This is a genomic window from Massilia aquatica, assembly GCF_011682045.1.
In the GTDB taxonomy this organism is placed as follows: Bacteria; Pseudomonadota; Gammaproteobacteria; order Burkholderiales; family Burkholderiaceae_D; genus Telluria_A; species Telluria_A aquatica.
Genome location: NZ_VVIW01000004.1, coordinates 44,110 through 67,190 on the forward strand (window position 1 = coordinate 44,110; position 23,081 = coordinate 67,190).

At 65.4% G+C, this 23,081-nt stretch carries 23 protein-coding genes; 11 read left to right on the forward strand and 12 right to left on the reverse strand.

All coding sequences use genetic code 11. The features are described 5' to 3' along the window. Nucleotides 1–212: 212 nt before the first annotated feature. Nucleotides 213–1,361 carry an ABC transporter substrate-binding protein gene (locus F1609_RS08680; RefSeq protein WP_167076097.1) on the forward strand — a complete coding sequence of 383 codons (1,149 nt, stop codon included), beginning with the start codon at nucleotides 213–215 and terminating at the stop codon, nucleotides 1,359–1,361. Nucleotides 1,362–1,376: 15 nt separating this feature from the next. Here F1609_RS08680 and F1609_RS08685 read toward each other — a convergent pair whose 3' ends face one another. Then, a complete protein-coding gene (locus tag F1609_RS08685; RefSeq protein WP_167076098.1) occupies nucleotides 1,377–2,006 on the reverse strand; it encodes a glycoside hydrolase family 25 protein in 630 nt (209 codons plus the stop codon). On the opposite strand from F1609_RS08685, the gene F1609_RS08690 reads away from it, so the two are divergent. Further along, on the forward strand, nucleotides 2,005–2,418 hold the full coding sequence (locus F1609_RS08690; protein WP_167076099.1) for a hypothetical protein: 414 nt from the start codon (nucleotides 2,005–2,007) through the stop codon (nucleotides 2,416–2,418). The genes F1609_RS08685 and F1609_RS08690 overlap by 2 nt on opposite strands. On the opposite strand, the gene F1609_RS08695 is transcribed toward F1609_RS08690, so the two are convergent. The 5 genes from F1609_RS08695 to F1609_RS08715 all read right to left on the reverse strand — a co-directional run bounded on the left by F1609_RS08695 (nucleotide 2,360) and on the right by F1609_RS08715 (nucleotide 6,402). Then, nucleotides 2,360–2,920 (reverse strand): Rpn family recombination-promoting nuclease/putative transposase, encoded by a 561-nt coding sequence (locus tag F1609_RS08695; RefSeq protein ID WP_370661615.1) that lies wholly within the window; start codon nucleotides 2,918–2,920, stop codon nucleotides 2,360–2,362. The two genes, F1609_RS08690 and F1609_RS08695, sit on opposite strands and share 59 nt — an antisense overlap. Nucleotides 2,921–2,948: 28 nt before the next feature. Beyond that, nucleotides 2,949–3,500, reverse strand: coding sequence for a hypothetical protein (locus F1609_RS08700; RefSeq protein WP_167076101.1), 552 nt, complete (start codon nucleotides 3,498–3,500; stop codon nucleotides 2,949–2,951). Next, a complete protein-coding gene (locus tag F1609_RS08705) occupies nucleotides 3,497–4,870 on the reverse strand; it encodes a peptidylprolyl isomerase (protein WP_229421753.1) in 1,374 nt (457 codons plus the stop codon). Before F1609_RS08705 ends, F1609_RS08700 begins: the two co-directional genes overlap by 4 nt. Beyond that, on the reverse strand, nucleotides 4,870–5,892 hold the full coding sequence (locus F1609_RS08710) for a phospholipase C/P1 nuclease family protein (protein WP_167076102.1): 1,023 nt from the start codon (nucleotides 5,890–5,892) through the stop codon (nucleotides 4,870–4,872). Before F1609_RS08710 ends, F1609_RS08705 begins: the two co-directional genes overlap by 1 nt. 123 nt (nucleotides 5,893–6,015) lie before the next feature. Beyond that, nucleotides 6,016–6,402 (reverse strand): VOC family protein, encoded by a 387-nt coding sequence (locus F1609_RS08715; RefSeq protein ID WP_167076103.1) that lies wholly within the window; start codon nucleotides 6,400–6,402, stop codon nucleotides 6,016–6,018. Between the two features lie 252 nt (nucleotides 6,403–6,654). Here F1609_RS08715 and F1609_RS08720 point away from each other — a divergent pair, with 252 nt between their 5' ends. After that, nucleotides 6,655–7,116, forward strand: a complete 462-nt coding sequence (locus F1609_RS08720; RefSeq protein WP_167076104.1) for a cache domain-containing protein — start codon at nucleotides 6,655–6,657, stop codon at nucleotides 7,114–7,116. Nucleotides 7,117–7,180: 64 nt separating this feature from the next. Here F1609_RS08720 and F1609_RS08725 read toward each other — a convergent pair whose 3' ends face one another. Beyond that, the gene (locus tag F1609_RS08725; RefSeq protein ID WP_167076105.1) at nucleotides 7,181–7,603 is read right to left on the reverse strand and encodes a hypothetical protein; all 423 of its coding nucleotides are present in this window, start codon (nucleotides 7,601–7,603) and stop codon (nucleotides 7,181–7,183) included. Nucleotides 7,604–7,902: 299 nt separating this feature from the next. Between F1609_RS08725 and F1609_RS08730 the strand changes: the two genes are divergently transcribed. The 6 genes from F1609_RS08730 to F1609_RS08755 all read left to right on the forward strand — a co-directional run bounded on the left by F1609_RS08730 (nucleotide 7,903) and on the right by F1609_RS08755 (nucleotide 15,640). Continuing rightward, nucleotides 7,903–10,248, forward strand: coding sequence for a TonB-dependent receptor (locus F1609_RS08730; protein WP_229421755.1), 2,346 nt, complete (start codon nucleotides 7,903–7,905; stop codon nucleotides 10,246–10,248). A gap of 86 nt (nucleotides 10,249–10,334) precedes the next feature. Beyond that, nucleotides 10,335–11,471, forward strand: coding sequence for an alpha-hydroxy acid oxidase (locus F1609_RS08735; protein ID WP_229421756.1), 1,137 nt, complete (start codon nucleotides 10,335–10,337; stop codon nucleotides 11,469–11,471). Beyond that, nucleotides 11,465–12,148, forward strand: a complete 684-nt coding sequence (locus F1609_RS08740) for a Fe2+-dependent dioxygenase (protein ID WP_167076106.1) — start codon at nucleotides 11,465–11,467, stop codon at nucleotides 12,146–12,148. The genes F1609_RS08735 and F1609_RS08740 overlap by 7 nt, the downstream gene beginning before the upstream one ends. A 35-nt stretch (nucleotides 12,149–12,183) precedes the next feature. Beyond that, the gene (locus tag F1609_RS08745) at nucleotides 12,184–12,456 is read left to right on the forward strand and encodes a PepSY domain-containing protein (protein WP_166871057.1); all 273 of its coding nucleotides are present in this window, start codon (nucleotides 12,184–12,186) and stop codon (nucleotides 12,454–12,456) included. A 37-nt stretch (nucleotides 12,457–12,493) separates the two neighbouring features. Then, entirely contained in the window at nucleotides 12,494–13,000 is a 507-nt protein-coding gene (locus tag F1609_RS08750) for a cytochrome b/b6 domain-containing protein (protein WP_370661607.1), read from the forward strand. 6 nt (nucleotides 13,001–13,006) lie between these two features. Then, complete coding sequence (locus F1609_RS08755) at nucleotides 13,007–15,640, forward strand: hypothetical protein (RefSeq protein WP_167076107.1); 2,634 nt, start codon at nucleotides 13,007–13,009, stop codon at nucleotides 15,638–15,640. Nucleotides 15,641–15,696: 56 nt separating this feature from the next. Here the strand turns inward: F1609_RS08755 and F1609_RS08760 are convergent, their stop codons facing one another. From F1609_RS08760 to F1609_RS08770, 3 genes are all read right to left on the reverse strand, one after another. Further along, nucleotides 15,697–16,095 (reverse strand): hypothetical protein, encoded by a 399-nt coding sequence (locus tag F1609_RS08760; RefSeq protein ID WP_167076108.1) that lies wholly within the window; start codon nucleotides 16,093–16,095, stop codon nucleotides 15,697–15,699. 110 nt (nucleotides 16,096–16,205) lie between these two features. Then, a complete protein-coding gene (locus F1609_RS08765; protein WP_167076109.1) occupies nucleotides 16,206–17,378 on the reverse strand; it encodes an MFS transporter in 1,173 nt (390 codons plus the stop codon). Further along, nucleotides 17,375–18,574 carry a serine hydrolase domain-containing protein gene (locus tag F1609_RS08770; RefSeq protein WP_196785418.1) on the reverse strand — a complete coding sequence of 400 codons (1,200 nt, stop codon included), beginning with the start codon at nucleotides 18,572–18,574 and terminating at the stop codon, nucleotides 17,375–17,377. The genes F1609_RS08765 and F1609_RS08770 overlap by 4 nt, the downstream gene beginning before the upstream one ends. 121 nt (nucleotides 18,575–18,695) lie before the next feature. Between F1609_RS08770 and F1609_RS08775 the strand changes: the two genes are divergently transcribed. Further along, nucleotides 18,696–19,616 carry a LysR family transcriptional regulator gene (locus tag F1609_RS08775; RefSeq protein WP_167076110.1) on the forward strand — a complete coding sequence of 307 codons (921 nt, stop codon included), beginning with the start codon at nucleotides 18,696–18,698 and terminating at the stop codon, nucleotides 19,614–19,616. A 38-nt stretch (nucleotides 19,617–19,654) separates the two neighbouring features. Here the strand turns inward: F1609_RS08775 and F1609_RS08780 are convergent, their stop codons facing one another. After that, entirely contained in the window at nucleotides 19,655–20,635 is a 981-nt protein-coding gene (locus F1609_RS08780; protein ID WP_196785419.1) for a lipin/Ned1/Smp2 family protein, read from the reverse strand. A 358-nt stretch (nucleotides 20,636–20,993) separates the two neighbouring features. Between F1609_RS08780 and F1609_RS34070 the strand changes: the two genes are divergently transcribed. Then, nucleotides 20,994–21,761, forward strand: a complete 768-nt coding sequence (locus F1609_RS34070; protein ID WP_187362972.1) for an FxDxF family PEP-CTERM protein — start codon at nucleotides 20,994–20,996, stop codon at nucleotides 21,759–21,761. Nucleotides 21,762–21,776: 15 nt separating this feature from the next. Here F1609_RS34070 and F1609_RS08790 read toward each other — a convergent pair whose 3' ends face one another. After that, the gene (locus F1609_RS08790; RefSeq protein ID WP_167076111.1) at nucleotides 21,777–22,781 is read right to left on the reverse strand and encodes a lipin/Ned1/Smp2 family protein; all 1,005 of its coding nucleotides are present in this window, start codon (nucleotides 22,779–22,781) and stop codon (nucleotides 21,777–21,779) included. Between the last annotated feature and the right edge of the window lie 300 nt (nucleotides 22,782–23,081).

The window sequence follows — 23,081 nt, forward strand, 5'->3', positions numbered from 1 at the left end:
TGCATGCCAAGCGCCGCCTTGTGCTGGGAGCTGACGCAAATACAACAGTTCAATTGTTGCATCAGCGCAAATTTGCCTTAAACTAAGGCGCCCTTGCCAAGAACGCTATTAATTTGCGCAACGTTGGGCGCGCGACCATGATGCTGCGCGGCCGTATCCGGAGTCCCCCTCAGCAGTTTGCCCCTTACAGAACAGAAGGAAAAGGATTACGCATGAAACTTAGCCATATCGGATTCGCAGCAGCCACGCTGTGCCTCGCCAGCGCCACATTGGCGGCCGACACCATCAAGATCGGCGCGCTGTTGCCGCTGACGGGCGGATCGGCCCCGCTGGGCCTGGCGGTACGCGACGGCCAGCGCCTCGCGGTGGCGCAGATCAATGCCCGTGGCGGGGTGATGGGGCGCAATCTGGAGCTGGTCGAGCTGAACGATGAAAGCAAACCCGAACTGGCCGAGAAGAACATGCAGGCCCTGCTGGCCAAGGGCGTGGTGGCCTGTTCCTGCGGGGTGAACACGGGCGTGGTGCTGGCTTACCAGCCGGCGATGCAGAAAGCCAAGCTGCCGAATATCGTGCCGGCCTCGGCGGGCACCAAGCTGACCAAGGCGTTTCAGAACGCGCCGGAAGGCAACTTCACCTTCCGCGTGCAAGCGTCGGACACCTTGCAGGCGCAGATGATGGTCGACTACGCGGTCAAGAAGGGCCACAAGAAAATCGCGCTGCTGCACGACACCACGCCCTACGGCACCGGCGGGCATGACGACATGGTCAAGCAGTTGCTCACGCATGATGTGAAGGCGGTGTCGGTCGGCAGCTTCAAGATCGGGGACGCCGATATGTCGGCCCAGCTGGCCAAGGCCAGGGAAGCCGGTGCGACCGTGCTGCTGGTGTACGGCATCGGAACCGAGCAGGGCCATATCGCCGCCAGCGGCGCCAAGCTGGGCATGCATCTGCCGATCATCGGCTCATGGGCCAACGCCACCGATTCCTTCCTCAATGTGGCGGCCGCCCATGCCGAAGGCGCGATCTCGCCGCAGACCTTCGTGGAAGGCGCCACCTCGACGGCCGGGCGCGAATTCGAAGCGGCCTACCGCAGCGAATACAAGCGCGCGCGCATGACCAATCCGACCGCCGTGGCCGGCGGGCACGACTCGATCCTGCTGCTGGCGGCCGCCATCCGCCAGGCCAACAGCACCGACGGCGCCAAGATCAAGGCCGCGCTGGAGCGACTGAGCGTCCCGGTGCCGGGCGCGATCGCCACCTACAACAAGCCGTTCTCGGAAGATGATCACGAAGGCATCAACCTGAGCAGCGCAGTGATGGCAATCTGGAAAAAAGGCGCGATCATGCGCGCGCCGCTGTAAACCTGGCCGAATGGTTCAGGAGACCGGCCGGCCCAGCTGCGCCAGCGCCTGGGCCGTGCCGTTGAACAGGTCCAGGTCGACCGCGCCTTCAATGCCGTCGACCTTGCCGGTTTGCGCGTGCTGCCAGATGGCGTAGCCATGCACGCCGTGCGGCAGGACCGGTGCGGCGGCGCTGCTGTACTCGGCGATCCAGAGCGGATAGGCGCACAGCGCGGCGCTGCCGGCCAGGTTGCTGTTCCAGAACGAGAGCGATGAATAGATCAGCGGCGTGCAGCCGAGCGCTTGTTGCACTTGGCCCAGCCAGGCCAGCGCAGCGCGGTCGATGGCGGCGCATTGCATGCCACAGGCGGTTTCGACATCGAGCATGGGCGGCAGGTCGCCCGGCTGCGGCGGTCCGAGCACGCTCAGGAAATGGCGCGCCTGCTGGCCCGCATCCACATCCGCATGCAGGAAGTGATAGGCCCCGCGTGCGATACCGGCGGCACGCATGGCCGGATAATTTGTGCTGAACAGGGGATCGGTGACGCTGCCGCCTTCACTGGCCTTGGCGTAGGCAAACGCAATGCCCTGCTGCGCCACCGTGGGCCAGTCGATCTGGCCCTGGAAATGCGAGACGTCAATCCCCTTCAAGAAGGCGTTGCTCATGCGTGGCTTCCTTTCTGGAGCCGCGCGCGGCGCCGTTGGTGAGATCGCTCGGAGAGTGCTGCAAGGTAAGGAACAGCGCGCGCAGACACGTGCGATGTTAATGCCGGATCAGATTACCATGCCTTCCGCCGACGCACCAATGACACCGGTGTCAGAGCAAACCTGTCTAGCCAGGTGTCTTATCGTCAGCAAACACAGCCGCCAAGGTGGGCGCATCAAGGCTGCGCTCGAACCATTGTTCAAGATCGTCCTTCGCGGCTTGGGCGATACACTGGGCCACCGGCGCCGGCAAGTCGCCGAAGCGCTTGTGCAACAGGGCGCCAACCATTTTGCGCAGGGCGATGACCTGACCGTCAGCGATGCCTACCGCCTTGCCTTCCGCCAAGCCTTCCGCCGTGGCCTTTCTCGATAATTGTTTCTTTCTCTCTCTTAAGCCGCTTAAGTGCGACGTCATAGACGCCGTGCTTGACCTGCTCTGGCCAGCTTAACCTTGCCAGCCTTTCCATGTCCTTCTCCAACTCTTTGTCAATGTCAATGTCCATGTCGCTCTCCTCCGCAGTATCGAGATTAATCAATTGGATATCGTCATTTCTACGCGCCAGCAGCGCTTTCCACCACGCCCAGACCGAGGTCCGCAGGCTGGTCAGGGGAGTGGACCTGAACCAGGTCTTCAGCACCGGCACATGCGTCGTAAAGACATCGGAGAACACTGAAAGTTCAATCCGGAATAGCAGCGCCAGCAGATCGTCATTCGCGTCCAGCGCCGCCCGGTCCAGGCGCTGCTGGTCGATCAGCGTGTAGCGCTGGGATGGCTGCAAGGCCGCCAGCCCGGCGGGCGGCACCATGAGCAACTCGGTCAGATCGAGCGGCGCACTCCAGCGCGGCGCGCCGTTGTAGAACACCAGCGGCAGCACCGGCGGCAATCGCAATCCTGGCGACAGTTCATGGCGCTTGACCAGGTCCTGGCACAGCTCCCGGCTCGGCAATCTCGCGGCGCAATTGTTCCAGGCGCCGGATCTTCTCCTCCACCCTGGCAATCTGCGCCGCCGGAATGCCGCTGGCGCGGGCGCGCTCGACATCAGCCTGCAAGCGCGGCACTTCAAGCTGCGCGGCGCTGGCGAAGGCGGCCATGACGCGCGCATCCTGGCGCGCTTCGTAGGCCCGGTAAGCCTGCGGGTCGGCCAACTGGGCCGGGCTCGGTCCCGCGCCGGCGGCCGCTGCCGGCGCCAGCGGCGGCGTGCGCGCGTCGCCATGCAGGCGCGCATCGGCCATGCTGTCGGCGGCCGTGACGGGCGTGGCAGGCGCGGCGCGCGGCACCTCGTCGAACCATCCCGGCCGCGCCGCCTGGACAGGCTGGGCTGCGCCAGGCGCCGTGGCCGCGGCCGCAGCCCCGGCGGGCGGCGCAGCGGCGGCCGGGGCCGGCACTGGCGGGCGCGCCAGCAGGGAGGCGGCAGCGGCGAGCACCAGCGCCGCGAGCAGGGCGCCGCCCTTCATGCCGGCCCCGCCCCTGCCATCCCGGCCCTGGTGATCTCGATGCGCGCCTTGCGCAGCAGTTCCGCGCGCAATGCCGCCAGTTGCGCCGCCGCCATCTCGCGCGCCACCGCGCGGCTGGCCACATGGCGCACCGATTCGGAATCGGCCGCCTGGTAGCCTTGCACCCGTTCCTCGACCAGCACGATTTCCCATGGCGCATTGCGGCCGGGCCCGGCAGGGGTGCGCACCGGGGCCGATACCTGGCCCGGCGCCTGGGTGAACAGCAGATGCGCCAGCCAGCCGGGTTTGCCCGCCGGCTTGCTGTCGTGCTGCACCCAGCCGAGCGCGCCGCCGGCGGCGGCGTCGGGCGCGATCGAGTGGCGCCGCGCCATGGCCGCGAAATCGGCGCCGCCGGCCAGCGCGGCCGCCACCGTGCGCGCCGCCGCTTCATCGGGCAGGCGGATATGGCGCGCGCGCACCCGTTCGATGCGCACAAAATCGGCGCGCTGGCGCGCGTAGTAGGCGCGCACCTGCTCGGCGCTGACCTGCGCGGCCAGGGTGTCGAGCAGGCGGCTGCCGGCGTGCTGGTCGTCGCCCATGCCGTGCAAGCGCATCAGCGCCTGCACATCGGACTGGTCGGCCAGCACCCGGCGCAGGTCGGCCACGGACGCGGCGCCGAAGCGGCGCGCGCTCCAGTCCAGCACATACCACGAGGCGACCTGCAGCCTGGCCTGCTGCTGCATGAAGTCGCGCTGGCGCGCAAACAGCGCCACCCTGCCCTGGACGTTCTGGCGCCGCGCCACGTCGGCCAGGCTGATGCTGCCTTCTCCACCGCCCGGTTTGGCAAAGCGCAGCAGCACCAGCTTGCCGGCTTGCGCCAGCTGCGCCTCGCCCAGGCTGTCGTCGAGCCGCAGCGCGCCGGGCTTGCCGAATACCGTGTCGAGCTCGGCGTCGCTCAAGGGCGGCGCCGGACGCAGCAGGCTGTCGAGGCCGGCGCCGGGCAGTTGCTGCAAATCGTGTTCCATCTCCTTGCCGTACAGGCTGCGCAAGGTGCTCACCAGTTGGTCGTCGATGCTCACCTCGCGCGTGAAGCCGACCCGCTGGCCGGCCCACAGCGCCGCTTCGCCGAAGCGCTTGCGCGCCTCCCCGGCCAGCAGGCGGTTGGCGATGAGGAGCTCGAGCGTGGCGCTGCGCTGGGCGTCCGGATCGCTGGCGCGCGCCATGCGCCAGCTGCTGTCGACGCTGAACGCGAGCAGCGGCGCGCCGTCGATGCGCGCCGCCGCCACGCTGGCCGGTGCCGCCTGGGCCGGGTCCGCCACGGCGGGCCAGGCGCACGCCACCCAGGCGCCGCCGGCCAGCATGCGCAGCAGGCGCGCCAAGGGCACCGCCATCAAATCGCCAACCGCTCGGCGGCGCGGTTAAGTACGTGCACCACCATGGCGATCGAATGCGGCACCATGGCGCGCGCCACCGCGCGGCGGTCGGCGTGATCGGTGGACGAGAGCACGATGCCGCCGTTGGCGTACGAATAGCTGCCGCCCTGGGTCAGCAGCGCGCGGATATCGGTGGCGTTTGGCGCGAGCGGGGTAAAGCTGGCCAGCGCGCCGCGCACCAGCGCGGCATCGTTCAACTGTTCGCGGTCGTAATAGTCGCCCACCCACTGTTCCCAGCCCGAGTGGCCGTTGCCCGAGGTGCCCCAGGTGTGGTGCGGCTGGACCAGGTCGGTGGTGTGCAGCACAAAGCCGAGCGACTGCGCGGTCGGACGCGCCAGGAACTGCTGCCACCAGTACTGCCCGAGGTTGTCGATCGGCTGGAACGGCATCGACTCGAAATCGGCGTACTGCTTGCTGGTGGAGCTGCCGCCCATGCGGTAGTTCGCTTCGGTCACGCCGAAGCTGTTGTACTTGCTGCTGTCGCCGAACCAGCCTTTCAGGCCGCCGGCGCCATCGTCCAGATAGTCGCCCACCAGCCAGCCGGCGGCCAGCTTGTCGATATCGCCGCGGTGGGTCAGTTTGGCATAGTTGTAGCCGCCGAAGGCGTTGCCGTGCACATCGCGTCCACCCGTGTGGTTCTGGAAGTGCCAGTACGAGGTGTAGTTGGCCAGCGAGGAGCCCAGGCCCCACACCGGCGCCATCTGGCAGCTGCCGGTGGTGGCGCCGCACAGGTAGGTGTCGGCAAAATCGTCGACGTCGTAGGCGCCCTGGCCCACGGCTTGGGCGAACTGGTCCATCGTGTAGCCGGCCCTGGTTACGCCGGCGGCCAGCTTGGCGTAGTTGGTGGAGGATGGATTGTTCTTCATGAACGTGATCGCATCGAGCACGATGCGGCGGTGCGTTTCTTGTTGCCATGCCTGGGCGGGTGCGCTGGCAAACAGGGCCAGCGCGAGGCTGGCGGCGAGCAGTGTCGGTTTCATCATGACTCCAGGGTGATGCCGGCGGTACGGTGGCCGCGTGGCTGGTTCGCGAAGGAAGAAATGTAAAAATGTAACGATGAAATGTGACGATGAAATGACTGTGGCGCGCGTCCGACAATCGGCTCAGGCTGGTGCGATATGGTCTTCACACAGGAGAAAGCGGTTTTTCGACGGATCTTCAAGCATGAAATTCTTCCCGCCTGGCCATTCGAATACCTCCAGCACGCCGTTTTTGTCCGGTACCAGGCCGCCGCCGCCGGCAAAGCGCATGGCCCGCAGGCGCTGGAATGCGACGTCGCAGCTTGGTATGGTCAGCGCAAACACGGGCGCCTCGCGCGCCGCCGGATGCCAGGGCGTGATTTGCAGGCAGATGCCGGGATGGGCGCTGGCCCGCAGCAAGTACGAATCCATGCCGTAATCCGCATCGACCTGGAACATTCCCAATTCCTGCACGTAAAACCTGATCGTATCGACCGCCGATTCGGCCCGCAGAAACACATCGATCCGCATACACCCTTTCCTTTCAACAGCGGCACATCCGGCCGCGCTTTTCGGCGAGCAAGATGGTGATGAAGGCCGACGGCGCCATGTCAATCCACGGCGTGCATGTGGATGTGGTGGGCAGCGGCAGGATCGACCTGAACAAGTAGAGACAGGACAGGATACGCCAGGCAACGATCGCGATTGACTTTCGCCACCGGCGGGTACACCATCAGGATGCTTGCCGACACATGTTCCTCCCACGCTTGAAGGAGTAAGTTGATGACAATGTTGATCAAAAGTGTAATCGGCGTCGCCGCTTCCCTGGCATTCGCGGCCAATGTGCTGGCGGCGGACGCCGCAACGGCCGAGGAAGCCAGTGCGCTGGTGAAGCAGGGCGTGGCTTTCTTCAAGGCCAACGGCAAGGACAAGCTGATTGCCGAGGTGGCCAATACCAGGGGCCAGTTCGTCAGCAAGGACTTGTACCTGAGCGTGTGGGACACCAAGGCCAAGGTGCTGGCGCACGGCGCCAATCCCAAGATGGCGGGCAAGAATATCATCGAGTTGAAAGATGCCGACGACAAGTACTTCATGAAGGAAATCATGAGCAAAGCCGCCAATCCGGGCAACGGCTGGGTCGACTACAAATGGGTCAATCCGGTGACCAAGGAAATGCAAGCCAAGTCGGCCTATTTTGAAAAAGTCGAAGACATCGTCATTTCAGCAGGCTACTACAAAAAATAGGCGGCTGGATGGGGCTGCGCGCGGATTCCTCGCAGCGCTCGCCGCCTGAGGCTGGCGCCGTCGATCAGCGCCGTCCCTGGCGCTTTTCGGCGGCAACGATCGCCATGACCAGCCCCACCGCAGCGAGCACGACGGCGGATGGCCCCAGGTAATACAGCATCACCATCGTGAACCACACCTCTTCCTCCTTGCTGATCGAGGCCGCGTGCAGCGACAGGCGCATGCCACCGGCCAGCGCCACATTGGCGATCGCGACCAGCGCCTGGCCGGCCCAGTAAAGCTTGCCCGGCGCGCTGGGCGCCATTCCCTTCCTGACCCAGATCGCCGTGAGCAGCAGGGCCACGCCCGCGCAGCCGGCCAGCGTCATCGCCGCCATGCCGCTGCGGGGAACGAGCAGCACTGAGGCCGTCGTGTCCGGAAGCCACAGCGCGAGGTAAAACGCGCAGGCGAACAACAAGGTAAATACGTTGAGATTGGCAAAAAACATCGAGGAAATCCCGGGAAAAACAGCGCCACGCTGACCAGGCTAGTCAACGTTGCAAGAATTAAAAGATGCAATTTTAGTCCCTGTGCAATCAAGCCATTCGGTATTCGTCTTCGCACCGCCGCCATTCCCACGCAATACATCATTTGAGCAACAGAAATGCTGTTGCCGTAAATGCAAATGAGATTGATTAACGTTTACGCTCCTGTGAGATTTGGCTATAATCGGCATATCTATCTGAGGAGTTAATCTTGAAGCAACAGCAATCGCAACAGCCAAAAAGTCTTCGTAGCAAGAGCGACATGACGTTCAATTCCATGAAGAAAACCAGTATCGCCATGGGCATTTCCAGTGCCTTGCTGATAATGCCGTTCGCAGCCAATGCGCAGACGGGTCCAAGCGCCGCAGCCGCCGCGCCCTCGGAAAAAGACAGCAAGACCCTGCCGGACGTCGTTGTCTACGGCAAATACCTCGACCCGAACCCGAACGCCGAAGTCGGCGCGCCGTACAAGGCCAAGACCTCGGGCGATTCGCGCCACACCCGTCCGCTGGCTGAAACGCCGCAGACCATCTCGGTGATCACCAAGGCCGCGATCGACGATTCGGGCATGACCGAACTCAAGCAAATCCTCAGCTCCCAGCCAGGCATCACCCTCGGCACCGGCGAAAACGGCAATGCCTTCGGCGACCGCTACATCATCCGCGGCCAGGAAGCGCGCAGCGACGTCTTCGTCGACGGCTTGCGCGACCCTGGCATGACCACCCGCGAAAGCTTCGCCATCGAGCAGCTCGAAATCTCCAAAGGCCCGAACTCGAGCTTCGCCGGCCGCGGCACCGCCGGCGGCGCGATCAACGCGATCACCAAGCAGGCGACCCTGGACAAAGACTTCCAGCGCGTCACCGTGGGCGTCGGCACCGACAGCCACAAACGCGTCACCGCCGACTTCAACAAAGGCTTCGGCGACAACTTCGCCCTGCGCGCCAACGTGCTGTACGGCGACGAAGACGTGCCTGACCGTAAGCCATCGAGCCGCACCCGCAAGGGCGTCGCGGTATCGGGCCTGTGGGAAGTCAACAAAGACCTGTCCGTCACGCTCGACTACTATGGCCTGCGCACCGACGACAAGCTGCCCGACCTGGGCCACTTCCTGGTCGGCGCCGTGCCGAACCGCGTACCGGCCACCAACGTGCCGGTGTACGCCCAGTCGAACGACTTCCTGAGCTCGGACGTGGACACCATGACCGCGCGCGTCAACTGGAAACTCGCCCCCGACCTGACCCTGACCAGCCTGACCCGCTACGGCCAGTCGAACAATGCCTACGTCACCACCGGCGCCTCGAGCGGCACCCGGTATGTCGGCGACACCACCGCCAACACCAAATCGTTCGTCAGCGCAGCGCTGGACGGCGGCCACACCGGCTGGCAGGATGTCGAGTATTTTGCGCACCAGAGCAATCTGCGCTGGGACAAGCAGATCATGGGCATGAAGCACGAATTCATCTTCGGCGCCGAATACACCGACCATCAAGTCGTCTCGGGTAACTTCACGGTCGCCAACAGCGGCGCCTTCAACTGCCGCAGCGCGATCGCCGTCGGCCCGAACAACGCGCGTTGCTTCAACGACGTCAATGGCGTGCCGGTGGCCGACCTGACCAACCTGGCCGGCCGCAGCAGCACCCGCAACAGCTGGAACCAGGACTGGCAAGTCAAGACCTTCTCGCTGACCGCGATGGACACAGTCGACCTGACCGACCGCGTGACCGCCTTTGCCGGCATCCGCGCCGACCGCTTCGACCTGTCGCTGGCGCGCCGCACCCCGGCCACCAACCTGGTCACGGGCGACTACAGCTACACCGACACCCTGGTCAACGGCCACGCGGGCGTGAGCTTCAAGGTCCTGCCGAAACTGATCGTCTACGGCAGCGCGGCGAGCTCGCAGGACATCAACGGCGGCGAAGCCGATTCGGGCACCAACAGCGGCTACGGCGGCGCCGTGCTGTACCAGAACAAGATCGCCGGCGCCAAGCCTGAATCCTCGCTCAACCTGGAACTGGGCACCAAGTGGAACCTGCTTGACGACAAACTGCTGGCCACCGCCGCCATCTTCCAGACCAAGAAGAAGGATGTGATGGAAGGCGCCAACTACGACACCGTCGGCACCTTCAACACCGGCAAGAACAAGGTGCAGGGGATTGAATTCGGCCTGACCGGCAACGTCACCGAAGCCCTCTCGACCCAGGTCGGCGCAGCCATCATGAAGTCGAAAGTCACGGGTTCCTCCACGCCAGTGGGCATCGGCCGCGAACTGGCCAACTTCGCCGAAAAGTCGTTCTCGGCGCAGGCCAAGTACCAGCTGTCCGACGCCTTCTCGTTCGGCGCCGTGGCCCGCTACGAGAGCGGCCGTTGCGGCGGCCAGCCCGACACCGCTGCCGGCTACACCGCCGACAACCAGTGCTCGCAGCCGGTACCGTCGTTCACCGTGTACGACGCGTTTGCCGCCTACCGCTTCTCGAAGAAGCTGGACCTGCGCGTGAACGTGCTCAACGTCGGCAACAAGGACTACTTCACCGCCGTGTACCGCTCGGGCGCCTTCCTGTACAAGGGTGACGCGCGCGCTGTTCGCGTGGCGCTGAACTACGAACTGTAAGAACTTCCACAGCGTGGCGCTTCAAGTCGCTTGAGTGCCACGCAAGTTCGCTACAATGCCGGGTAACCCCCGGCATTTTTCATTTGATGATGACACCACCACTCCCTGGCGCCCAGCCGCCTCTTGGCAAGATCCCCGCCGACATCGGCTGCGCCGCCGATTACGAAGTGCTGGCGCAGCGCTTCATGGCGCCGCCCAGCTACGACTACGTGGCCGGCGGCAGCGGGCGCGACCTGACCGTGGCCGCCAACCTGGCCGCCTTTGCGCGCTGGGACATCTATCCGCGCCTGCTGCGCGACGTCGGCGCCGGCCACACCCGCGTGACCGTGGCCGGACAGCAGTTCGCCCATCCGGTGTTCCTGGCGCCGGTCGCCTTCCAGAACCTGGCGCACGGCGCCGGCGAACTGCAAAGCGCGCGCGCGGCGCACGCGGTCGACAGTTGCCTGATCAGCAGCACGCTCTCGTCCTGCACCCTGGAAGACGTGGCGCGCGGCGCCGGTCCGCAGCGCTGGTTCCAGCTCTACTTCCAGCTGCGCCGCGAACACACGCAAGACCTCTTGCGCCGCGCCGTGCAAGCCGGCTACACGGCCATCGTGGTCACGCTCGACGCCCCGATCCAGGTGCCCAGCAAGCGCGCCCTGGATGCGGGTTTCCGCATGCCGGCCGACTGCGTGGCGGCCAACCTGCGCGGCTACGCCCCGGCCGCCACGCCCCCGCTCGCGCCGGAACAGAGCCGCATCTTCCAGGGCATCATGAGCACGGCGCCGACCTGGGACGACCTGCGCTGGCTGCTCGGCCAGACCACGCTGCCGGTGCTGGTCAAGGGCGTACTGCATCCCGACGATGCGATTGCCCTGCGCGCCATCGGCGTGGCCGGGCTGGTGGTATCGAACCACGGCGGGCGCACGCTCGACGGCGCCCCGGCCAGCCTGGACGTGCTGCCGGCCATCCGCAATGCCGTTGGCCCGGCGTTTCCGCTGCTGTTCGACGGCGGCATCCGCTCCGGCGCCGACATCTTCAAGGCGCTGGCCCTGGGCGCCGACGCGGTGCTGGTCGGGCGCCTGCAAATGTACGCGCTCAGCGTGGCCGGCGCGCTCGGCGTGGCGCACATGCTCAAGCTGCTGCGCGAAGAACTCGAAGTGTGCATGGCGCTGGCCGGCTGCGCCACGGTGGGCGAGATCGACAGCGGCACCCTGCTGCGCCGCCAGGACGCGCCATGCTGACCACGCTCGACGCGGTCCTCTCCAAGGACGAAGTACGCCAGTTTCGCGCCTACCTCGACAAAGCCGACTGGCAAGACGGCGCGGCCACCGCCGGCACCCTGGCGCGTTCGGCCAAGAACAATGCCCAGATCGACGATGGCGCCGAAGTGGCCGTCAGCCTGGGCAACCATATCCTGCGCACGCTGGGCAATACGCCGCTGTTCATCGCCGCCGCCCTGCCGCGCAAGATCTATCCGCCAAAATTTAATCGCTACAGTGTCGGCGAAACCTACGGCACGCACGTTGATAGTGCTGTGATGCAGATTCCCGGCACGCACCTGAGCCTGCGCAGCGACCTGGCCGCCACCCTGTTCCTGGCCGAGCCGGATGAATACGATGGCGGCGAGCTGGAAATCGACACCGAATTCGGCGTCCAGACCGTGAAACTGGGCGCCGGCGCCATGGTGCTGTATCCGGCTTCGAGCCTGCACCGGGTTACACCGGTCACGCGCGGGGCGCGGGTGGCCTCGTTTTTCTGGATCGAGAGCCTGGTCGGCGACGAGGCCGAGCGCACCTTGCTGTTCGACCTGGACCAGACCATCCAGAACCTGACCCCGGGTCTTGCGGCGGACGACCGCAACCTGCTCAAGCTGACCGGGATTTACCACAACCTGCTGCGCCGCTGGGCAGCGACCTGATTTTTCGTTTGATTTTTCACTAACAAGGAAACAACATGACTTCGACCTTCGCCAAACTGGTACCGCTCGTCCTCGCCTTCGCCGTCAACGGCGCCTGGGCCCACGGCGACGTGAAATGCACCACCCGTCCAAAAGCGGAATGGAAGCCGCACACCGAACTGCACGAAAAACTGACCAAGGAAGGCTGGGTGATTCGCCGCATGGAACAGACCCCGAGCTGCTACGAAGTCTATGCCAAGGACCCGCAAGGCAAGCGCATCGAAGCGTTTTTCGACCCGGTGACCTTTGCCCGCGTCGAAGAGAAGTGATCTGAGCCAGCCCTCGCAAACAATCTGGGATGCGCCGGTGCGCCTGCTGCACTGGGGCCTGGTCGCGAGTATCGTCGCGGCCTGGGTGACCAGCGAGCAGGTCGAGGGGTGGCACGAAGTCATCGGCTACGCCTCGGCCGCCATTGTGGCGGCGCGCCTGCTGTGGGGCTTCGCGGGCAATCGCTACGCGCGCTTTTCGCATTTCGTGCGCGCGCCCGGCCCCACCGTCGCCTATCTGCGGGCGGTGGCGCAGGGGCGCGCCGCGCGCCACCTGGGCCACAATCCGCTCGGTGGCGCGATGGTGCTCGCCCTGCTCTCCTGCGTGGCCCTGCTGGCGGTAAGCGGCTGGGCGCTCGGCACCGATTTGCTGTGGGGGTATGCCTGGCCGGTGCGGCTGCACGTGGCCATTGCCTGGACCCTGGTGGGACTGGTGGTGCTGCACGTCTCGGGCGTGGTGTTTACCAGCTTGCAGCATCGTGAAAACCTGGTCCTCGCCATGATCACCGGCAAAAAGAAGCCGCCGGTGCAGGGCGACCAGGATTGATCTTCCATGCCGCCTGATACGCAAGCGATTCAAGCTCCCTTGCTGCTCGCCCTGATGCGCGGCGCCGACGGCCTGTTCGCGTGGGTCGCCGACGCGTCCGGCGGCGCGCCGGCCCTGCGCCGCATGGCGCTGGCCGACCTGCCCGCCGGCCTGTATCCGCAGCGCGACGCCTTGCTGGCCGACTGGCGCCAGGTCTGCGCGGCGCGCGAACTCGATGCCGTGTGGCCGGCCCTGTGGCGCGTGTTTTGGGCCACGCTGTCCGAGTCCGGCGAGCAGGCCGCGCCGATGCCGCAGCGCATAGCACCAGCGCCAGCGCCGAAAGCCAGCGCCGCTCACCCGCGCGCTTTTCGCGGCACCAAATTCCAGCCGCCCAAACCCGCTGCGCCGGTGCTCGACCTGGCCGCCTGGCTGGCGGACGAGCGCCTGTTCGATGGTTTTCTGGCGCGTCACGACCACCCGCGTCTGCCGGTTCCCGGCGCCGATGGCGCGCCGCTCGCGCTGACTTCCGATACAGACCGGGCGCCGACCGTGGCAAGCTTGCTGGCGCGGGGAGCGGGCCAATGGCCGGCGATCCCGGACGCCTTCCGCCGCGCCTTCCTGTGGCGGCTGCGCACGCGGCCATCGAACGAGCTGCTGGCATGGCTGCACCTCTGGCGCGGACTCGGCGGCGCGGCGCAGGGGCCGGCATTGATCGTGCCCGCGACCCTGTGCGCACTGGCCCCGCACGCGCATGCCTGGGCCGCGCTGGCGCTCATGCTGCCTCCGCCGCGCCAGATCATCTTTTTAACGGTCCTGCTGAAACAGCGCGCGTACCTGCTGGCGCCGGGCGCTCTCGACCAAAGCCAACTGGCCGCCATCGATGCGCTTGACGCGGACGACGACTGTTTTTCCGCCTACCTCGACGCCGTGCTCGATAACCTTCAGCGCAAGGTGAGTGTGGCGTATTCGCTGGAAGGCTGCCTGCTGGCCAGCCAGAGAGTCGATCCTTTGCTCCCGCACGAGTTGAGGTCCAGGCTGAGCGTGGGCAAAGCATGCCCGGACTTTCGTGTCAGCGACATTGCCCGCATGCGCGTCACGCTTGGTCCGGATGGCGATTACCGCACTCTGCGTCTCTGGGAAGACTGCGCACACGCACCCGGACTGGCGCAGCTGCTGCGCGAGACCTGCTGGGAAAAGCTCAGCGCCGGCGCGGCCGACACCTGGCTGTCGATCTTCACCAGCACGGTATGGTACGGCGACGGTCAGACCGAAAAACAAAACGACAAGCGCTGGCGCGCCCATCTTGCGCTTTTTCCGGCCTGGCACGCCGACCTGATCGCCTTGTCGGGAGCCTGGCAAGAAAAATATGCCCGCATGTTGCACGACTACACGACCGGGTGGGACGATGGCGATACCTTGCGCGAGAGCTTAGCGCACCTGGCGCCCTTGCTGCGGCGGCTGTGCAGCGCACCGTTTTCAGCCGACATCGACATTGGGCATCCACTTTCCAGCATGGCCAACTCCTTTCCTGTGGAAGGCTGGCAGCAACTGGCCGCCGCCAGCGAGCGCACCTGGCTGACAGTGGAACGGGCCTGCCGGCGCGAGGACGATGGCAGGATGATCGGACGCGGCCTGGTCAGCCTGGCGCGATGCTGGCCGGCATTCACCATGCGCAGCTTGAGCGTGGCGCCACAGCGCCTGATGCGCGTCGCGCGGCTGCTGGGATACATCGCATGGGAACGCCGCCGCCAGTTCCTGTCCGAGACCGCGCACACGGTCTGGTTTTCCACCCGCTGGAGCGAACTGGTCCCGGACGACGCCTGCCGCACGCTGTACCGCCTGTGCCTCGACTGCGGCGTGCAAAGCCCGGTGCCACGGCGCTTGCGCGAGCACTTCGAAGGGAAATTCATCCTGAGCGATGCGCAGGTCGCGCGCCACTGCCGCCTCGCCATGTCGCGTTTGCCGCAGGTGCTGCTGGCGGCGCTGGAACAGGCGATCCTGCGCAGCATCGACCAGCCGTTCAAGCTGCATGACCGGTCAGGCGCGGCCAGCCACGCGGTGCGGCTGGCCGCTGGCATCGACATCAACCGCAAGGGATTGCGGCGCGTCCTGCGCGAGCAGGCCGAGGGACAAACCGGTGCCTACCTTGAGCACCCGCTCAACCGCGCCTGGTTCGCACGTCATCCGCGCATCGACGCGCTGGCGTGGCAAGGCAGCGCGCTCTGCGTGGACGTGGATGGCCTGCCCGGCGCGCGGCTGACGGTGGCAAGCGATCCGCTCGACATCCTGATGCTGGGCACCCACGTGGGCAGCTGCCTTGGTCTGGGCGGCTTGTGCGACTATTCCGCCGTGGCCTGCCTGCTCGACGCCAACAAGCAGGTGGTGTACGCGCGCGACGGCGCCGGCCGGGTGCTGGCGCGCCAGTTGCTGGCAATCGATGAACGCGACCGGCTGGTGTGCTTTTCGGTCTACCCGCTCAATGCCAACGCAGCGCTGCTGCGCGCGTTTCATGCCTTCGACCAGGCCATGGCGGCGTCCCTTAGCATCGATATCTATCGCCATGATGACGACGACGCCTACGATGTCGCCATCGTCCTGGCCGAACACTGGTGGGACGACGGCGTGTGGCAGGACCAGGACGACTACGCCGCTGCGACCTGACGCCGCGCCAGCGGTGGCAGCCGCCCAATGCCAGCAGCGTTCACGGCCAACGCCGATTAATGGCGTTCGCTTTTGTCCCCTGGCGTGATCAGGAACAGCAGCTTGCCGTTTTGCGGATCGTCTCCGGTCCATCCCGTGCCCACCTTTTTGCCTGCCAGATCGAGGCAAAATTCGGGCGTTACCCGCGCCGGCGTGGGATCCTTGGTGGTGCAAACCTGGTCCTTGTCGGCACGCCAGGAGCCTTCCGACACGCTGCTGCCGCCAGTGTCGCGAAACCGTCCGGAAGGATCGAAGTAAATCGCGCTCGGGCCGTAGCGGTTCGTCACAAAGATCGTGTTCCCGCTGACCAGGCTGGCGGCGCCAGGGCTGGTATTGCCGGTCGTGCGTGCCGCCGGAACGGTGCACGCCACGCACGCCAGTGCCATGCCCGCGCAAGCCAGGGATTTCTTCAACATCGTCGTTCTCATACCTTTTCGTCCCAAGAAATGATTTCCAATGGATAAGAGTATGCCACGCACGATGCATTGGATGCAATATTAATCAAAAAGCCAGCGCCGCTCTCCTCCTAAGCGATGACGCGGCGCCGCCCGCCCGCGCCGCCGTACAACACCACCTTCAGCCCTACCAGCAGCATTGCCAGCAGCGCGAACAGCATGCCGCTGAACAAACTCCCGTGCATGCCGGCATGCGCGATGAACGCGCCGCCGGCGACGGAACCGATGGTTACGCCCAGGTTGATGAAGGCGATATACAAGCCGGCCGCAAACGCGGGCGCTTCCGGCGCCGCCGAGCTCAGCCATACCTGTGTCACGACCAGGCCGCTGGTATGCGCGGCTCCCCAGAACAGCATGATCGCCGCCATCCCCGCCACGCTGGCGGTGCCGGAAAAATACAAGGCGGCATACGCCACAGCCAGCACCAGCGGCTGCAGCAGGACGGTCGCAACCAGGCGTTTGGCCAGCAGGTGTCCCGCCAGCGCATTACCCGACAAACCGCCCAGCCCGAACACCAGCAGCATCAGGCTGATCGTGTTGCCGTCCATGCCGGCGCGTTTGAGCAAGTGCGCCGTGTAGGCATACACCGAGAACATGGCGGCAAACACCATCGTGGCAGCGCCGATATTGAGCCAGAGCGCAGGCTTGCGCAGGATGCGCAATTGCGTGCCGTAGGAGAGCATGGCGCCGCCGTGCGTGCGCGGCAGCCACACCAGCAGTCCCGCGCCTGCGCCCAGGTTCACGGCGGCGCAGAACAGGAACGATGCCTCATAGCCGACAGCGGCGGCAATCCAGGCGGTCAGCGGTATGCCCAAGACCATGCCCATGCTGGTACCGATGAAGGCGCGCGCACTGGCACGGGTGGCCTCGCGCGGGGGATACATGGCGACTGCGGCGACCATCGCCAGCGAAAAGTAGACCGGGTGCAGCAGCGCCGCCAGCATGCGCAGCGCCAGCAGCGTGTCGAACGTCGGCGCGTAGGCGCACAGGGCGCTGACGACGGCGAACAGCAGCAGCGCCCCGGCGAGCAAACGCTTGCGCTCGAATCGGGAAGCGAGCAGCACCAGCAGCGGCCCGCCCAGCGCGACCACCAGGGCGAACAGGCCGACCAGCAGCCCGGCCCGCGCGGCCGACACGTGGAACCGCTCGATCACCAGTGGCAGGATCCCCACCACGCCGAACTCGATGCAGTACAGGCCGAACAGGCCGAGGGCGAGGAAGAAAATGGGATGCGGGCCCTTCATGGCCGCACCCCGGCGGCGCTGTCCGTGCTGCCGTAGACCGCCTGGCACAGCTGGTCGACGAACGCGCCCGACATGCCTTCGAGCGCGGTGTTGGTGAACGCGACCACGCTCAACGCGCGCTGCGGATCGACGAACCACGAGTGGCCGTAGGTGCCACCCATGCGCCAGGTGCCGGTCGACTCGGGGCTGGCGGCCGCGCGCGGATCTTTCAGCACGGTCACGCCCAGGCCGAAGCCGCGTCCAGGCCAGTATGCCATCGGCAGCTCGCCAATCCGGTTGCCGGTCATTTGCCGCACCAGCGCTGGCGGCAGCAGCGGCGCTCCGCCGCATCGCAGCATTTCCAGCAAACGCAGCAGGTCGGGCGCCGACCCCACCATGCCGGCGCCGCCGGACGCATAGGCGGCGGCGTCCAGCGCGCGTCCCGGGGCCAGCCGAAAACCTGCAGTGCCGTCGATGAAGGCAAGCCGCTCGGCGCCGCGCAGAAGGCGCGGCGCCGGACTGGCGTTGGCGTAGGCTTGCGCCAGCCGCCGCGGGTCGGCCACGCCAAAACCCGTGTCGCGCATGCCCAGCGGTTCGCACACCAGTGCCGCAACCGCCTGCGCCAGCGGCATCGCGCAGGCCTGCTCGATCACCGCGCCCAGCACATCGGTCGCCAGCGAATAGCGCCATTGCGTGCCCGGCGGGTACAACAGCGGAACGCTGGCCAGCCGCACCAGGTTCTCGCGCAGGGTGAGGCCGCTGTCATCCATGCCGTCGGAGACCTGGGCGCGCGCGTAGGGACCGTCCTCTTCCTGGAAGAAGCGATAACCCAGGCCGGCGGTATGGGTCATCAGTTGGGCGATGGTAATGACGGCCGGCGTGCCGTCCGCCAGGGTCGGCTGGAAGTAAGGCAGGTAGGCGGTCACCGGCGCATCGAGGTCGAGGCGCCCCTGCGCGACCAGCACCAGCGCCGCCACCGAGACGATCGGCTTGGACACGGAGGCAAGGCGGAACAGGGTATCGGGCGCCATCGGCCGACCCTGCTCGCGGTCGGCCATCCCGGCGGCGTTGCGGTAGATCAGGCGAGCGTCTTGGGCGACCAGGACCACGGCGCCGACCAGGCGCCGTTCGGCCAGGGCACGCTCGATCACGGCATCGAGGCGCGCCGGCATTGCCGTGTCGGGATGAGTGAAAGTATGCGGGGTGGAATCGGACATGGGATTTCCTTGTTAACGAGGGAAATCCAGCTTAGCCTTGTGCGAACTAAAGAAAAATGGGCTACAGTTCCGCTCATAACGGACGTCACCATCCGCAATCGGGCATCGGGAATCGAACAGCATGGATCATTTGGGAGGAATCGCCGCCTTCGTGCAGGCGGCCGAGGCGCGCAGCTTTGTCGCGGCAGGGCGCATGCTCGGCGTGTCGGCCTCGGCCATCGGCAAAAGCATCGCGCGCCTGGAATCGCGCGTGGGCGTGCGCCTGTTTCATCGCAGTACCCGCAGTATCGCCCTGACCGCCGAAGGCGCGCTGTTCCTTGAAAGTTGCCGCCGCATTTTGCTCGAGATCGAACAAGCCGAGCAGGCGTTGTCCAGCACCAGGATGGCGCCGCGCGGACGCCTGAAGATCAGCCTGCCCCTGGTGGGCGGCTTGCTCAATCCAGTGTTGGTGGCGTTTTCCCGGCGCTATCCGGACATCGAGCTCGATATCGATTGCACCGACCGCCGCGTCGACCTGATCGAAGAAGGCTTCGACGCGGTGGTACGCGTAGGCGAGACCGCCGATTCGCGACTGATGAGCCGCAAGCTGGGCACCTTCCATTTGCAGCTGGTGGCCTCGCCCGACTACCTGCGCCGGCATGGCTGGCCGTCGCTGCCGGCCGACCTGGCGCGCCAGCGCTGCCTGCTGTACAAGTTCCCCAGCACCGGCAAGAGCGAGCCGTGGCCGGTCGGCGGATGGGAACAGCTGGTCGGCGCCGGCCTGCCGACGGTGCTCGAATGCAGTACGATCGACACCCTGATGTACTTTGCCGAACAGGGAATGGGAATCGCCTGCCTGCCCGACTTCGCCGTGGGCGCGGCACTGGCCGATGGCCGCCTGCACGCCGTACTGGCGGAGCACACCCGTCACAATGGGGTGTTCCAGGTGTTGTGGCCATCAAGCAAGCATCTGTCGCCGAAGCTGCGCGCGCTGATCGACTTCCTCGGCAGCGAGGTATTCACGAACGCTGGCGCCACGACCAGGGACCACGTTGCTCCTTAGCCTGCCGGCGTGGCGCCGGACCGCTCACGCTTGTCGCATCAGCGGCGGCAGCTCGCCACCGGCGTCGGCGTCACCACGAACGACAAGTGCGAACCATACTCGCCATGAATCGGCTGGGTGCCCGAGGCGCCCGCATTCGGCCCGATGATATAGGTATTGGCCTTGGCGATGCCGCCGTCGGCATACGCCGCGATATCGGTGGTCGCATTGCCATAGGCGCGCACGATGTTCAGGCCCACCACATCGCGCAGGTGGCGCACGTAATCGGTCTTGAATTTCTGCGTATCGGGCGGAATCGGACCGCCGCCGTACGGGTTGGAATGATAGTGCCAGCGCCCGACCTTCTGGATATCGAGCCACTCCAGGCCATCCTTGGTAACCCAGTACGGGCGCGCCGTCAAAAAGATTACCTGGTAGCCCTTCTCGCGGTAGGCGTTGACCACCTGCGGCGCAGAGTAATACGCGGTGGCGGTCTTGACACCCACATAATCGGCATAGGCTTCGAAGTCGTTGATGGTGAGGGTGCCGTCGATATCGAACACGACCGCGTCGCGCCCGGGGTCGACCACGCTCAGGTAGCCGGTGGTGCCGCTCAAGTCGCCTTCAACAACAAAGCGCACCACATAGTCGCCCACCGGGCGCGCGCCCAGCGGCACGTTGATCTTGCCGTCGCTGTCGGTCAGGTAATTGCCGACGTATTGCCAGCCGCTCATGCCGGTCCCGTACAGGTACGCATGGACGCGCTCGCCTTCGAGGTCCTTGTGCAGCACGGCGTCGTAATCGAACTTGGCCGTGATGGTCGCCGTTGTTCCCGCCTTGACGATGGTGTCGTGCGCCATGTGCCAGGGCTTGTACAGACCGGCCAGGATGGTATTGCCGAATTTCGAAAAGGCTTTCTTCGCCGGCCCGGAAAAGGCCGGCGGATTGGCTGCGGTGGTGTAATCGGGACAGGCGGCAACGGCAGGCAAGGCGGACAAAGCACAGGCAATCGCAATGCAACGCGCAACGGGTTTCAACATGGGGGTCTCCGCAGGATGATTGGAATAATCAGATCACGACGACACAAACTTAACGATTGTGCCTCGTCAACATTACCCTGCCGGGAGAATTTCTAAAATGACATTGTGATTTTTTCGCCAGCGATGTTCAAAAAACAAGGATGAGTGTTGTATCGCGTGGACGGACACCCCGCTTTCGGCGCCGGCGCCATGCGCCCGGTAAAACATGTTCCGGAATAAATGTTCGGCAACGATAGTATTGACCAAAAAAACAACAAAATCCCCTATGCATATACGCCATTAATAATATGTCATGGTTGACAGGTTTATACTGAGGCGAGCCAGCCGATACCCGGCAGCCCTCTCGCGAAAGCACCCCATGTCCAACACCTCTTCCAGGCTCGCTTATTGCGCCCTCGCCGCTGCGGCGATCGCAACGGGCTCCGCCCATGCGCAATCGATCAGCACGTCCGCCTCCATTTCGCAGTTCTCCTACCAACTGGTCGACCTGGACCTGAGCGACAACATCTCCCCGAGCATTTTTTTTACGGAACACTCCGATAGCAGCTTCAGCTACTTCACCGACGCGCAAACCGGGAAAGTCACTTCCCAGAGCATCGGCACCCTGGGCAGCACCTCGGCGAGCCACGCTGGCGGCACCGCGAGCACCAGTACGGATGCCGCGAACTGGGGTTCGACCACCTTCGCCAACGCCACGGCGCCGACCAGGGGTACCATGCAGGCCGGCACCTTCCACCTCGACAGATTCAAGCTGAGCCCGAACACGGGGATGATCATTTCCGCGCTCGGCACCGTCAGCAACGACGTCTCCAATCCGGCCATCGACTCGCGGGGATGGGCGTATTTCAGCCTGAAGGGCAGGCTCGGCGACCAGGAAGGCCAGACTCCCGGTGAAGAAATGACCTTCTACCAGTCCTATTACGCGCGCTTGAGCGGCACGAAAACCTACACTGTTTCCGCCTATCTGGAATCAGGTAGCACCGGTGGCTATGGTCATCTCGAGTTTGAGACCAACAACGTAGCAGCGGTCATTTCGGCAGTGCCCGAGCCGGAAACCTACGCCATGCTGCTGGCCGGGCTGGCGATGATGGGCTGGTGCGCCCGCCGCCGCAAAGCCGCCAGGTAAGGGCCGGCGAGACGGTCAGGATGGTGCGGGAAGGGTCGCATCGGCGCGGCAGCGCGCCGGCGGCGCCGGCCTGACCAGGAGGCGGTAGTGCTCCCCATACTCGCCGTGAACCGGGCGGGTGCCGGCAACACCGGCATGCGGCCCGATGATATAGGTATCGGCCTTGGCCATCCCGGCGTCCGCATAGGCGCCGATATCGGTGAGGGCATTGCCGTACACGCGCACGATATTGAGGCCGACCGCATCGCGCAAATGGCGCACATAATCGCCCTTGAACTTCTGGGTATCGGGCGGCATCGGGCCACCGCTGTAGGGATTGCTGTGGTAATGCCAGGGGGCGATCTTCTGCAGCTCCAGCCACGCGCGTCCATCCCTGGTCACCCAGTATGGCCGGGCGCTCAGAAAGATCAACTGGTAGCCCTTGTCGCGCCAGGCATTGACCATCTCCGGGGCGTAGCGATACGGCCTGGCGTTCCTCACGCCCACGTAATCGGCATACGCCTCGAAGTCGCTGGTGGTCAGGGTGCCGTCGATATCGAAGACAATCGTGTCGCGCCCGGGGTCGACCACGCTCAGGTAGCCGCTGGTGCCGCTCAGGTCCCCTTCCACCACGAAGCGCACGACATACTCGCCCGCCGGCCGCGTGCCCAGCGCTACGTCGATCTTGCCGTCGCTGTCGGTGAGGAAATTGCCCACATACTGCCAGCCGCTCATGCCGGTGCCGTACAGATACGCGTGCACGCGCTCGCCTTCAAGGTCCTTGTGCAGCGCGACGTCATAGTCGAATTTGGCGCTCATGCGCGCTGGCGTTCCCACCTTGACGATGGCGTCGTGCGCCATGTGCCAGGGCGCGTACCTCCCCGTCAGGACCAGGTTGCTGATACTGGCGAAGGGCTTTTTGACGGGCCCGACCAAGGTCGGCGGATTGGCGGCCGTGATGTAGTCGGGACATGCCGCAACGGCGGGCAGGACGGGCACGGCACAGGCAATTGCCAGGCAGCGCGCAACAAGGGTGGGCATGCGGGTTTCCTCTGGATGAACAGCGTAATACGATGGCGGCGACGCCACACGGTCAGATTGTACCGCGCCAATTTTGCCTTCCCACTGGTATGTATAGAGGAGCGAGTCACCCGCGTATGGGCAAGCCGGCGTTTGAGCGGACACAAGCTTAGGTGGGCGGCCGGCTTGTAGTCTGGGCGGACAGGCAGTGCGGCATGCCGTCCGTGCATGCGGCGCGCCTGGCAGGTCCTCGCCCGAACGCTGCGGCTGCCTTGCCGCAACGGCGCGGCGCGTGGCGAGGAGCTGGCAACGTGCTTGCGG